The organism is Pseudomonas massiliensis (genome assembly GCF_000826105.1).
GTDB lineage: Bacteria > Pseudomonadota > Gammaproteobacteria > Pseudomonadales > Pseudomonadaceae > Aquipseudomonas > Aquipseudomonas massiliensis.
The window spans coordinates 23981-36526 of record NZ_CCYK01000002.1; the positions used below are offsets into that span (position 1 = coordinate 23981).

Below are 12546 nucleotides of genomic sequence, written 5' to 3' on the forward strand. Positions count from 1 at the left end.
TGGCGACACGAGCCCGCTAGCATTGGCTTGGAGGACAAGCGGTCTTTAAGAAAAGTTGGGCCGTGTCGATAGCTAACGGTTAGAGCCCAAATGATGGAATTCCTATGGCCTACCGTGTATTCCGCCGCTTCTTCAGCCTCCACCAAGCTTGGTTGGACCTTCTCGTCATCGCCTGTCTAGGCACTTTTGTGCTTTGGACAGGCATCCACTTCGACCTCTATGAAGCACTCACTCGCTTCAATGATCGGCACGAAAGCTGGCAGTCAGACGAATTCATCCTGGGCTTCGTCGTCATGGGGTGGTGTGGATTTGCCTTTGGTATCCGACGGGTCCTCGAGCTTCGCAAGGAAATTGTCGGTCGCCGGGCCGCCGAAAAAGCCGCTATCGATATGGCCATCCATGACTCCATGACCCGGTTGCCGAACCGCAGAGGGCTAGACTTGGAGTTCCATTCGCGCCGACTGTGCCCCAATGATCCCTTCTTTCTTGTACTGTTTGACCTTGACGGCTTCAAATCCGTAAACGATGTCTATGGGCATAGCTATGGCGACCGGCTGTTGCAGGAGTTGGCGGATCGTATCCGTACAAGCTTACCAAGTGGGGATTTCGCCTGTCGTCTGGGTGGAGATGAGTTCGCGCTGATCATTCGTTCAGCAAAAACAGCTGAATCTGCCCGTCTGTTGCTCAATCAACTAGCCTCGTTGATTTCAAGCCCTATGGTATTTGATTCCGTACGTCTCGGGACGGGAGGCACCTATGGCGTTGCCCAGTATCCCAAAGACGGGATGGACCTTAGCAGCTTGCTTCGTCGGGCCGATCTCGCGCTGTATCAGGGTAAGTATGACGGTAAGAATACGGTTCGGTTTTTCGACCCGCACCGGGATTTTCATTTGGAAGAGCAATCACAAGTTGCGCAGTTACTACGTGAAGCGCTGGACAATGGCTATCTGAGCCTGGCGTATCAGCCAATCGTCGCTCTAGAGGATGGGCGCATTGTTGGCTTCGAGGCCCTGGCCCGCCTGAATCACCCCGTTCATGGACCAATTTCACCCTTACACTTTATCCCTGCTGCGGAGCGATCCGGTCTGATGCGTGAGCTGACCACGTTGTTGCTGGAGCGAGCCTGTCGAGAAGCAACAGCCTGGCCTGAACACCTCTGGCTTGCATTCAACCTCAGCGCGATGGACCTTCGCGATGAAGGTCTCGTCAACCGGGTGCAGGGTGCCTTACAGCGAAGCGGTTTCCCATCCGGCAGGCTGGAGCTGGAAGTGACCGAAACAGCCGTCGTGAGCGATGTGGCATTGGCCAGCAAGCACATAGAAGCGCTGCATGACATAGGCATCCGTATGGTGATGGACGATTTCGGGACGGGCTACTCCAGCTTGGCTCAACTGGCTCACTTCAATTTTGACAAACTTAAAATAGATCGCACCTTCATCAGCACCGTTCTTGAAAACAACAAGAATGCTCGTATCGTCCGTGCCGTCATTCGTCTAAGTGAAGGCTTGGGCCTGCCCGCCCTTGCGGAGGGAGTTGAAACGCAGGAACAGGCGCAGTGGCTGAGTGAAGCAGGCTGTTCCATGGCTCAAGGGTTTCTGTTCAGTGAACCGCTTTCCGAAACGCGCCTAAGGGAGTTCCTAGGAGCTTTATCAAAGTCCGGTCATGAAGCGCTGGAGCTTGGCGCAACCAGCGTTGGGGCGTCTGTTGATACGTCCTGTCGAGCACGCTGAATCCGCTTTGATTCAGCACGGATTTTTCATGTTACTGGCGCAGCGACTACGCTGTGCCTACCTAAGCTAAAAGCAATCTGGTTCCATTTCGTCAGATCGATACGCTACACAGCAAAGGATGCACTGCCCGGCTTGTAAAGGGACGGTTCATGATCAACAGGTTTCTACAACTTAACCAATTCCTGGATCTTGGAATCAACGAGCGGCCGTTCAGCACTGCCGCGCAGCCATGCGGACCGTAACCATCTGATTTAATAGCGTCCTAGCATATTTTCGAACCAGACAAGCGTTCCATTAAAGAAATGCGTGCCTGTGCCGATAGCGCTTTCATAATCAGCACAGGTGGCCGCAATGTTCAACACCGCACTAAAGGACGAATTGCGTCGTAACGCGAGTGAGTTGGCGTTGCTACGGCAAATCCAGGCCAGCTTGGACGCCGAGATGATCAAGTTTAGCGTTGATCTGGACTACAGGATTGTTGAATGTAACAAACGATTTGCCGACTTTCTGGGCCGCTCTGTTGAGCAGGTAAACGGCAGTCTCATGGGCGATCTTGTCCCTGATTACGTGAAAACATTGCCCTGCTTTCGTAACCTCCGGCAAGCCGTCGGTGCCGGTATTGCGGTTTCCGACCGGTACCGATTCCTGCGCCCGGACGGCTTATTGGTTTGGATTCAGGCTTATTGGCAGCCCATCAAGGATACCGGTGGCAAGGTCATCAGCGTGGTCTGCATCGGTACCGACGTCACGCAGGCCACTGAGCTCGCGCGCGAGAACGAGGATTTGATTGCGGCCTTACAACGCTCTACTGCCGTGATCGAATTCGACTTGAAAGGCTACATCATAACGGCCAACGCACCGTTCAGTGCAGCCATGGGTTATGGCCTGGCCCAGATCAAGGGCAAGCACCATTCGATGTTCTGTACACCTGCCGAAGCAGCTTCTGCGGAGTACGCAGGGTTTTGGCGTCGGCTGAATCAAGGCGAGGTGATGGGAGGCCGGTTCAAGCGTCGGGACGCGCAAGGACGAGACGTTTGGCTTGAAGCAACCTACAACCCTGTTCGCGACACACAGAACGTTTTATACAAGGTGGTAAAGTTTGCCACCGTCATCACTGAGCAAGTGAATCGGGAAACACAGGTTAACGAAGCGGCTGTAACGGCTTATGACGTTTCCAAAGCGACAGACGAAAAGGCTCAGAGCGGAACAGACGTCATTGCACAGACTGTAAACACGATGGAAAAAATTGCGGCCGAAATGGCGTCCGCCTCCACAGGTATTGAAGCCCTGGGGAAGCAGTCCATGCTCATCAGTACCATGGTACAAACCATCGGTGGCATCGCGAGCCAGACGAACCTGTTGGCCCTGAACGCGGCTATCGAAGCGGCGCGCGCAGGGGAACAAGGGCGGGGATTTGCGGTGGTAGCCGATGAAGTCAGGCATCTGGCCAATCGTACCGGCACGGCGACCGAGGAAATTGTCAACTTGGTGCAACAGAACCAGGCACTAGTGGACGAGGCCATTGCCCGCATTTCGAGCAGTCGGGAAGAAACCCAGGAAGGCCTGAGCCTGGCCAACCAGGCAGGTGCCGTCATTGTCGAGATTCGCGAAGGTGCGAAGAAGGTGGTAGATGCTGTCGGACAGTTCGCAATCCATCTGCAAAGATGACCATTAAAATCTACCTTATCCAGGGAGCCAGGCGGCATCTATTCGAAGCACCTCTTTTCTGGACGCGTCCATACTCGGGCACAAGCCGCATGGCAGAGCGGGTATGACAGGATGGACCGGTAGGTGGTAGGAACCAAAAAGAATGGTTCTTGCGAAAGGTTATACCTTTTTTCCAGGTAAGCCTTGTGGTCCCTATTTCCTCCATCCGCTCAGTAGGCGTGCAGCCCCCCGGTGGACCAAGATACTTTCCTCGTGAATGAAGCCTCTGGACACACCGCTGCGATTGCAGCGTTAGATAGCGCCGAAATATACCTACAAGATCCTCTAGATGCCGGGCTCATCGGCAGCTTTCAAGGCAATCGCATGGCGGAGGATCTCCGCCTAGCGGATGCCTTACGTTGCCAGGCTATAGATGCCGAAGCAGCCCCGAGAACGCTCGGGGCTCACGACCATCTGGCGTCACTTGGGAGCCTCATACCTTAAAGGTCAAGACCTTAAAAAGACGAAGCGACGAGTGATCTTTAGCGGTTGAGCTCGAAAAGCGTATTCATCCATATCCTTGCCGATCAAGGCCCAGCTCCGCGGTTCGCCTGGTCAGGGCGCGTTCATACAACTCATACAGCCGCTCGATTCGAGCCACGGGCATCACCTGCAACAGCTTCAGGGCTTCGGTAAAGCCCACAGCGCGTTGCTCGGCCAGTAAGGCGTTGGTCATGGTGTCTGCGCGCTGGATGTCTTCGAGCAGCGATTGGCACTTGTCTTCCAGGTAGTCGGGGAGTTTCAACCCCGCCACGGTAGGCCAGGGACCGCTCATGGCTGATCCGTAGGGAGTTCGCCTTGGGCCCGGCGCTCATCTAGCAGCCCTCTCCATTCGAACAGCCGGCTGGCCTTCTCCTTATCGGTACCGCAAAACATGGCGCGCTCCTTTGGGTGGCAGATCACTCTTATAGGTCTGAAAAAGCTATACAGCAAAGAAGAAACAGTGATAGGCGTCGGAGTGTGGAGGCTATTAAAAGCGCCTTCGCTTGCATTTGTTAGTGTGCCCTGACTGTCCACAGCTGATCGATGCGCGTGGTGTAGCTCTGGCTCATCAGCTCGCGGCGCATGCCCCAGTCGGGCGCTATCGGCACCGTGGCTGAGCGCAGCGTACCCCGGCCCCACCGAGCATTGATAGCATCCATGGTCTGCATCAGCTGCTCGCACTTTTCGGGCTGCGTCTGTGCAAATAGATCGTCCGTAAACTCACCCGATTGCCGCAGGTCCAGCAACAGCACTTCGGCCTTGCTGTAGCGGTAGCCTGGCTTGTAGATCCGCTCCACGGTCTGAGTGGCCGCGTTGGTCATCAGCAGGGTGTCGTGGGTGGGGTAGGGCAGCTCGACCAACACGCCGTTCGCGTACTTGGCTTCGTCCGGGTTGAACATGCCGGTGCGCACGGCAATGCGCATCTTCTTGCACATCGAGCCCTGGGCGCGCAGCTTCTCGGCCGCGCGTGCGGTGTAGCTGGCGACCGCTTCCTTGATCGGGGCCAGGTCGGTCAGCCGCTTGCCGAACATGCGGCTACAGCAAATTTCCTGCTTCGGCGGGTCGGGCTCGTCCAGTTCCAGGCACGGCACGCCGGCGAGCTCGCGGGCGGTGCGTTCCAGCACCACGCTGAACCTGGCGCGCAGGGTCACGGGGTCGGCGTTGGCCAGGTCCATGGCGGAGTGGATGCCCATGCCCTGCAAGTGCGCGTTCAGGCGTCGGCCTACTCCCCACACCTCGGATACGGCGGTGTTGCGCAGCACCCAGTCACGCTTGAACGGGTCGCAGATGTCCACCACGCCGCCGGTTTGCTGTTGCAAGCGCTTGGCGGTGTGGTTGGCCAGCTTGGCCAGGGTCTTGGTGCGGGCAATGCCCACGCCGACTGGAATGCCGGTACAACGCAGCACCCTCTCCCGGATAGACCGGCCCAGGGCGGTCAGGTTGCCCGGCTGGCCGGTAAGGTCGCAGAAGATCTCGTCAATTGAATAGACTTCGGCGCCGGCCACCATGCCCTCAATGATCGTCATCACCCGCTCGGACATTTCTCCATACAGCGCATAGTTGCTGCTGAAAGCGACGATGCCATGCTGGCGCAGCGTGTCCTTGATCTGAAAGTACGGCGCGCCCATTTTCACGAAGGGCTTGGCGTCGTAACTGCGGGCGATCACGCAGCCGTCGTTGTTCGACAGCACCACAATCGGCGTTTTGGCCAGGTCCGGCCTAAACACCCGCTCGCAGGAGGCGTAGAAGCTGTTGCAGTCCACCAAGGCGAATACCGGCTCAGGCGTAGGCATGATCGCGCACGCTGTAGCGGACCACACCCCAGATGGTCATGTCATCGCTTTCCAGCACGTAGCGTTGAGGGTAGGCCGGGTTTTCGGACTGGAGAATGACGTCGCTGCCCTTGCGGTGCAGCCGTTTGCACACCGGCTCGCCGTTGAGCGCGGCAATCACAATGTCGCCATGGCGCGCTTCGCGGCCGCGATCCACGATCACCAGGTCGCCGGAAAACAGGCCGGCGCCGTTCATGCTGTCGCCCTCGATCTTCACCAGGTAAACATGCGGGGCGCGCAGGTCGAACAGCTCATCCAGGGAGATGTGCTTTTCCAGGTGATCCGCCGCCGGCGAGGGGAAGCCGGCCGGCACGCGGCAGGCGAAAAACGGCAATGGATAGACGGAAGGCTCAAGCGGCCCCAGGACAACAATGCTCATGGTCAGTCGTCCTGCAGCACGGTCCAGAAAATCTGGATATGGCCGTCGTCGCGGTAGGCCAGGGTCACGTTATCGTTTTCGCCCAGCTCCGCCATGATCCGCTCCCAGGCTTCTTCCGAATCGCCCTCCAATCGCTCCAGCAACGCGGTTCTGGCCTGCTGGGCGGCGGGGTGGTTGATGGCCCGCTGCAAGCGCGTGGCCAATAGGGCATAGGGTGTCAGCCGGGCAGGGGCAAAGGAAGACGTGGCCATGACAGTGACTCTTAACTGTATATATTTACAGTATTACAGTAAAACCGGCTGAGCAAGGTTTTTTCGTCCTCCCATGGCTTGCCAACGCTGAGGCAGACCGAGGTTTCAAGAATACGTAACCCCTTGAATATGCAGGCTAAGGCGTCATCACCACTGAAACATCTTGAAGTAAACGCTTTTCTGAGCTGGTTTACCGAGTGGGGCTACAGTTGCATTAAGCCTTCATACAACAAGGCTTCTAATAACACCTAAGGTGGTTCACGTCCGGATGACGACTGAAGCATTCCATAACCGTTAGGAAAACGATCACGATGAGCCTGCGAAATCTCAGTATTGGTCCCCGTTCTGCCCTGTTCTTTGGCCTGATTTGCGCGATGCTCATCGCCCTTGGGCTGGTCTCCCTTCGGCAAGCCCACCAGCTGGATGAAGCGGAGCAGTTCGTAGAGCTGAACGTTGTTCCCAGCATCAGGCAATTGGGCATTCTGGAGCGAGAATTCGCTGCCATCCGCGGTAACAATGCCCGATTGCGCAATGCCGCTGAGCCAGTGCCGGTTAAAGCAGAGGCTGTCCAGGATCTTCAGAAAAGCAGGGCAGCGATTGATGAAGCCTTGAGCCGACTGGAAGCGCTTATCGTGACGCCTCAAGGTCGCGAAGCGCTCGATGCGCTTAAAAAGCTGGAGCAGTCCTATGACGGAAAGCTGGACCGCTATGTCGGCTTCATCACAGCCAACCAGTTGGACGCGGCAATGCAGTTTTCAGCCGGTGAAATGCGCGCTGACGCCGAAGCCCTCGATGCGATGCTTTCGCGTCTGGTGGACGTCAATCTCAACAAGAGCGCTCGAGCAGGGGAAACGGCACGCGCGGCGTACAGCCAGGCTGTAGCGACTGTCACAGGCTTTATCATCGTAGGGGTGCTGGTCAGTATTCTGCTGGCCTACCTGTTTACCCGAAGCCTCACCGTGCCTATCCGTCAGGCGCTTGCTGCAGTCGAGGGCATTGCAGGAAACGATCTTCGTCAGCAGATTCAGGTTGAAGGTAATGATGAACCTGCACGCATGATGATGGCCCTGTCCAGAATGCAGGATCAGCTGCGAGAAGCCATCAGCCTGATTGGAGAGTCCGCGACACATCTTTCTGCGACCGCTGAAGAGATGCATGCTGTGACCGAAGACGCATCGCACGGCTTGCAACGGCAGAACAGCGAGATTGAAATGGCGGCCACCGCCGTTACGGAAATGAGCGCAGCGGTAGATGAAGTCGCAAGCAATGCCGCCGCGGCATCCGAAGCCACCGGTCAATCCAGCGCGGCGGCAGTGGACGGTCGTTTGCGCGTCAACGAAACCGTTGATGCCATTAACCGGATGGTCGCCACCGTCAGATCCACCTCCACCAACGTAGAAAACCTGGCGGAGAATACGCGTGCGATCAGCAAGGTCCTGGAAGTGATAAGGGCCATTGCCGAGCAAACCAACCTGTTGGCGCTTAACGCCGCTATTGAGGCTGCCCGCGCTGGAGAAGCCGGCCGCGGCTTCGCTGTTGTGGCTGACGAGGTACGGGCATTAGCGCACCGTACCCAGTCATCCACGCTGGAAATCGAACAGATGGTCGGCCGCATCCGAACGGGTACCGAGGATGCCGTCAGTTCCATGCATGACACCAATACCCAAGCACAGCACACGCTGCAGAAGGCCCAAGGCGCTGGCCAGGCGCTTCACGTCATCACCGAATCCATCGAGCAGATCAACGAGCGCAACTTACTGATCGCGACGGCAGCGGAGGAGCAGGCGCAGGTCGCTCGCGAGATAGACCAGAGCCTGGTCAGCATTCGCGACCTGTCCGGCCAGACGTCCGAAGGATCGCGACAGACCACGATCGCTACTGCGGAGCTTTCAAAACTCGCCGTTAATCTCAATCAGCTCGTGGCCCGCTTCAAGATTTGAAGCTTCCGTGGGGGCAGTGTATGTATCAGCTTCTTGTAGAAATCCGTAACGCTGACAATTACGGCGCCCCCTCAAACGGATCATCGTGAACTCCCCCGAGCTCTGGTACCAAGTGATAACAAGCCCTTTGGTGGATCGAGGAGATGAGGCACATCAGCTCCTGGATATCCCCCTGCACTACGAGGGCCCGCAACCGGACAAAGCGCCTTATACCCTTGTCTATGACGACGATATAACCCAGCAATCCTGGGCTCGCTGGCCCTGACGAAAACCTTGAAAGCAACCGGAAGCCGCGTCTGCTGCTATGGACCTTTATCTTTCAGGTGATCGTCATAGCACTGCAAAACACCTCGTTTCATGGGCAAAGGTGGGTGGGCAGGCGGGGTTAAAGGCTATGTAACCCGGTACGTACAGAGGCAGACAGGGGGCAACCGGGCACCGGGTCACGCATGGACGTGTTCATTGCGCCGCAATAACTTGGCTCAACGCTCATCTTTACCGGCGTGCTCCCGGTGTGCCGCCTCGTCACTTGCTGCGCTCGGAGCGTTGTCCGAGGACCGGTGCGCCCGGGGTTTTATGACCGCGATCAGCCGTGGACTCGCGACGGTGGGTGGTGAGACGGACAGACCCGGGCGGCGGTTCGTTGAGCACCGCCCAGAACATCCCCAGGTCCGACACCGCCGCGACGAATGCCTTGAACTCGACCGGCTTGACCACATAGGCGTTGGCACCCAGCGCGTAGGCGCGGCTGAGGTCAGCGTCTACGGTCGAACTGGTCAGCATCACCACAGGAATGCTGCGTAGCGCATCGGTGGTGCGGACTGCGTCAAGGACGTCCAGGCCGTCCATCTTGGGCAGCTTGAGGTCGAGCAGGACGACGGCCGGATTGCCCTCCGGCCGGTCCGCGTACGCGCCACGGCGAAGCAGGTAATCCAGGGCTTCGGCACCGTCGCGCAGGACGATCACTTCGTTGGCCAGCTGGCTCTTTTCCAGCGCAATCAGGGTCAGTTCCAGGTCGCGTGGATTGTCCTCGACCAGGAGAATAGGCTTTAGCATAATGCCATCACAGTGAAAAAAAACGGCAATATTTTAGCAAACAGGCCCCTACCCATGCACCCCGAGGCGACGCTAGGTTTGTGTGCTGGTGCGGACTGGAACGTTACCTACCCCGGTCGGTCAGTTGACCGCCGACAGACAGAACGAATGACGTATGGATCAGTGGTACTGCAAGCGCTTCGAGCAAGGGCCCAAAACATTTGTGGCCCTGAGGCAGCTGCGCGAACTCGGCCTGGGCCTGCGTGGCATTCCCAAGCATCAACCCTTCTACAAGGTTGTTCTCGATGCCGAGACGGCGTGCACCACGGTGTTCGTGCTGCCTGGCCACGCAGACGTGGCGCAGGCATTCGGCGCGCAGCCCTGCGAGCCGCCCGTGTTCGGGGCTTCGTTCTATGACGTGACCGTGCCGCCCGTGACCTGCCTGCTCCAACACGCGCACAGCCCCGCGTGCGAAAAAGCGTTCTAGGTCACCTATCCCATTCACGGTACGCGAGCCAGCGGACCGTACCCTTCAGGTCCGGTCCAGTCTTGACTCGACCAGTTCACAGAGGGCGTCCAGCCGCCACGGCTTGCCCACGAAGACGGCGCTGGCGGGCAGGGGGCAGGTTTGCACGGAAAACCCGCTGGTGATGATGATGGGCAGCTCAGGTCGCCGGGCAGCAGCGAACGCCGCCAGGTCCCAGCCGCTCGATTGTCCCGGCGTCCGGACATCGGTAATCAACAAGTCGATGGCAGGCGTGTGCGCCAGGACATCAGCGCCTGCATCTGCGGTTCCTACCGCGGTAACGGTCGTTCCAAGGTCAGCAATCACATCGGCGAGCAACTGACGAAGCAGCTCCTCATCTTCCACGATGAGCACGTGGGGCAAGGCACTGCGGGGTTTTAACGTCTTCATACAAGTAGGACTGTGTACGTGCGTAGCTGGTCATTCCATAGGATGAAAGGCGCGCGGTGCCCACGACCGTCTACGCTCAGGACAGCCATTTCTACAAACCCGGGCGCTACCCAGCGCCGGGCCCACGATTCTCGGTGAGCGCCTGGCCACAACAAGCGGGTGGTTGGGCCGGGGTAGCCCCCGCCAAGGAGCACGTCGAAATGCAATTGTCCGAAGCCGCATTGCTGATGGAAACCGATTTGCACGGCGCAAACGACGCCATTCGCATGGGTTGGAAATTGCTGGCCATCACCTCTGCCAGCCACCCCGCTCAGCCCGAGTGCCTGCAAACCGTGTATATCCTCGGGGTTCAAGCCCACCCCCTGGACCGGCCTGAAGTCGCGGTAGGCTTACCCCCCAGTGCCGAAGCCGTTGAGGCAAGCAGGGGCGCGCGCTAAGCCGTGCCCGCGACAAGGATCAAAGGATGGGCTGTGCTTCGGTACGCGGCGTGCTGGACCGGGCGTGAAGCTCTACCGCGAACTGCTCAAGGCCCATCCTTTCGGCAAACCGTTCTACTGCGGTGAGGCTGGTCCAGGTGCGCACCGGTTCACGCCTTGAGCGCAGCGGGACAAGCGGCGAGTCCCCAGCCCCAATACGGACCGCCACTGTCCATTTCCCCCGGTCTGCCTCGGTGCGCACCGCCACTACCTCACGCACCGCCTTCGCGTGCACCATCAGCTTGAATACGTCCTCGTCGATTCCTTTTACTTCCATCCCTCAAGCTCCGCTAGCCGCTCTGACACCGCTTGTTCCAACAGCGCATGAAGCCGCGCAATACAGGCCTCACGCTCCGCGTGCTGCAGCTGAAGCGCTTCGGTAAATCCTAGCGCGCGCTGGGCGCACATCAGTACGCGTGATGCCGTAGCGGCCTGCTGCACGTCATCCAGCAGTGCCTGGCACCGATCAACCAGCAATTTTGGCATATTCAACGGCCCGAGCGTCAACGGCGGCCTGTTCATGGCGGACAGTTGCACAAATGGCCTGGACCGGACATCCAGCGTAACACTTGCCCCACAGGCCCCAGTCTGCCGCCCGCCCACGCGAACGCGGGCCGTTCCAACGTGGCCTGATCACAGAGCTGAACCTCGGCCAGGTTAAAATAAGCCTCGCCGTATTCCTGGTTGGCCAACGCCAACGCACCGGGTGCATCGTACGCGGCATAGATCTCGTCGTGGCCGACCCGGAACGCCTGAAGTGTTCGCTTACCTTCCGAGGAGCGGTTACTGCCGACGCTCATAGTTCTCCTCCCAATCCTTGCGCATCAGGCGGCGCTTTTCTGCATGCTGGGACACGGTTATAGGGTTCATCCTGGCTTGCACGCTCCTTATCCACCGGGTTACCCAGTGGTGATGTAGTAGGTCTGCCCAGTTTCCAGACGAACCCACCAACCCAGGCGGCCGCCGAACGTTGCTTGGTAGGTGCCATAAACCGCCAGCAGTGGTGGTACCGGCAAGGCGAGCGTTTGGCGCGCCTCGATGCGCGTGCGCCGGAGCATGCCCAGCGGCTCAAAGTCAGGATCAACCGTGCCATCGGCCAAGACCGGACCGACTGCGTCTTCTTCGGTCATTCGAACCGTGCTTCGGGTCAGGATGAAATACAGGAGCACCAAGACAACGCCCATCTGCCAATGACAAAGCTGACAAGACTCAAGGTTGCAAAGCCCCTCACCGAATGACCTCCCTCCACTCTCTGTGATAGACCAGTGTAGGGTTAGCTGGACTACCACCCTGCCGGGATATGGCGCGCGAGTGTACAGGTTTGGTATGAAAAATCTGTTTTTTTATCCAGCGTCTACTTAGTACTTCTGGGTAGCGTCGGTAGGTGGGTCGCAGGCGAAGGATAGGACATCGACGGGGTAGAGATTTCTGGAACCGAGGGAAACAGCCTAGCGTCGCGCTGGCTTGGCCTCCTGTCAGGTCGGTTACTCGCTTTTTAACCTCGTTGTATGATCAGCGTCATCGAATTCACTAGAAACACGAAATGTCACTGCCTTGCACGCTGAGTTCGCGGATCCTTGTGGCGGCCGCTCGCGGTTTGCCCATTCATCTGGACGAGGAAAACCGGCCTTGGGTAGAACAGCTCTCCCTGTCCGGCCACATCCAGCTGACCGGAACGCTGGACGATCAAGCCATCACCATCAAGGCCACCCTGACCAGTCTCGGTCAGGAATTGCTTGACTGGTTGGAGCGCTAGATAACGTGAGCGCGGCCCTGTCGAGAAGGAACAGGCGCATG

14 protein-coding genes and 2 pseudogenes are annotated in these 12546 nt (G+C 58.2%); 7 read left to right on the top strand and 9 right to left on the bottom strand.

Features of this window, described 5'->3' with window-relative positions; translation table 11 throughout:
* Positions 1-104: 104 nt before the first annotated feature.
* The 3 genes and pseudogenes from BN1188_RS00135 to BN1188_RS22195 form a co-directional block, all read left to right on the top strand.
* Positions 105-1730, top strand: a complete 1626-nt coding sequence (locus BN1188_RS00135) for a putative bifunctional diguanylate cyclase/phosphodiesterase (protein ID WP_052469084.1) — start codon at positions 105-107, stop codon at positions 1728-1730.
* A 351-nt stretch (positions 1731-2081) separates the two neighbouring features.
* A pseudogene (locus BN1188_RS22190) lies at positions 2082-2852 on the top strand (PAS domain-containing protein); the annotation flags it as partial.
* 105 nt (positions 2853-2957) lie between these two features.
* Positions 2958-3398, top strand: a pseudogene (locus BN1188_RS22195) (methyl-accepting chemotaxis protein); the annotation flags it as partial.
* Positions 3399-3945: 547 nt separating this feature from the next.
* Here the strand turns inward: BN1188_RS22195 and BN1188_RS00145 are convergent.
* From BN1188_RS00145 to BN1188_RS00160, 4 genes are all read right to left on the bottom strand, one after another.
* Positions 3946-4212, bottom strand: a complete 267-nt coding sequence (locus BN1188_RS00145; protein ID WP_040259151.1) for a hypothetical protein — start codon at positions 4210-4212, stop codon at positions 3946-3948.
* Positions 4213-4432: 220 nt separating this feature from the next.
* A complete protein-coding gene (umuC, locus tag BN1188_RS00150; protein ID WP_040259152.1) occupies positions 4433-5713 on the bottom strand; it encodes a translesion error-prone DNA polymerase V subunit UmuC in 1281 nt (426 codons plus the stop codon).
* Positions 5700-6131, bottom strand: a complete 432-nt coding sequence (locus BN1188_RS00155; protein WP_040259153.1) for a LexA family protein — start codon at positions 6129-6131, stop codon at positions 5700-5702. Before BN1188_RS00155 ends, umuC begins: the two co-directional genes overlap by 14 nt.
* Before the next feature lie 2 nt (positions 6132-6133).
* Positions 6134-6382, bottom strand: a complete 249-nt coding sequence (locus BN1188_RS00160; RefSeq protein WP_040259154.1) for a DUF1654 domain-containing protein — start codon at positions 6380-6382, stop codon at positions 6134-6136.
* A gap of 311 nt (positions 6383-6693) precedes the next feature.
* Here BN1188_RS00160 and BN1188_RS22440 point away from each other — a divergent pair, with 311 nt between their 5' ends.
* Positions 6694-8322 carry a methyl-accepting chemotaxis protein gene (locus BN1188_RS22440; protein ID WP_040259155.1) on the top strand — a complete coding sequence of 543 codons (1629 nt, stop codon included), beginning with the start codon at positions 6694-6696 and terminating at the stop codon, positions 8320-8322.
* Positions 8323-8847: 525 nt separating this feature from the next.
* Here BN1188_RS22440 and BN1188_RS00175 read toward each other — a convergent pair.
* Positions 8848-9378: a response regulator gene (locus BN1188_RS00175; protein ID WP_084596106.1), complete on the bottom strand. Its 531-nt coding sequence runs from the start codon at positions 9376-9378 to the stop codon at positions 8848-8850.
* A gap of 154 nt (positions 9379-9532) precedes the next feature.
* On the opposite strand from BN1188_RS00175, the gene BN1188_RS00180 reads away from it, so the two are divergent.
* On the top strand, positions 9533-9844 hold the full coding sequence (locus BN1188_RS00180) for a hypothetical protein (protein ID WP_040259157.1): 312 nt from the start codon (positions 9533-9535) through the stop codon (positions 9842-9844).
* A 45-nt stretch (positions 9845-9889) separates the two neighbouring features.
* Here the strand turns inward: BN1188_RS00180 and BN1188_RS00185 are convergent, their stop codons facing one another.
* Positions 9890-10273, bottom strand: coding sequence for a response regulator (locus BN1188_RS00185; RefSeq protein ID WP_040259158.1), 384 nt, complete (start codon positions 10271-10273; stop codon positions 9890-9892).
* 56 nt (positions 10274-10329) lie between these two features.
* On the opposite strand from BN1188_RS00185, the gene BN1188_RS21525 reads away from it, so the two are divergent.
* Positions 10330-10710 (top strand): hypothetical protein, encoded by a 381-nt coding sequence (locus BN1188_RS21525; protein ID WP_148485223.1) that lies wholly within the window; start codon positions 10330-10332, stop codon positions 10708-10710.
* 19 nt (positions 10711-10729) lie between these two features.
* On the opposite strand, the gene BN1188_RS00195 is transcribed toward BN1188_RS21525, so the two are convergent.
* From BN1188_RS00195 to BN1188_RS00210, 3 genes are all read right to left on the bottom strand, one after another.
* Entirely contained in the window at positions 10730-11026 is a 297-nt protein-coding gene (locus BN1188_RS00195) for a hypothetical protein (RefSeq protein WP_052469085.1), read from the bottom strand.
* A gap of 241 nt (positions 11027-11267) precedes the next feature.
* On the bottom strand, positions 11268-11549 hold the full coding sequence (locus BN1188_RS21675) for a hypothetical protein (protein WP_040259161.1): 282 nt from the start codon (positions 11547-11549) through the stop codon (positions 11268-11270).
* A 99-nt stretch (positions 11550-11648) separates the two neighbouring features.
* Complete coding sequence (locus BN1188_RS00210; RefSeq protein ID WP_148485224.1) at positions 11649-11879, bottom strand: hypothetical protein; 231 nt, start codon at positions 11877-11879, stop codon at positions 11649-11651.
* A gap of 413 nt (positions 11880-12292) precedes the next feature.
* Here BN1188_RS00210 and BN1188_RS00215 point away from each other — a divergent pair, with 413 nt between their 5' ends.
* Positions 12293-12505 (top strand): hypothetical protein, encoded by a 213-nt coding sequence (locus tag BN1188_RS00215; protein ID WP_040259163.1) that lies wholly within the window; start codon positions 12293-12295, stop codon positions 12503-12505.
* The last annotated feature ends 41 nt before the right edge of the window (positions 12506-12546 follow it).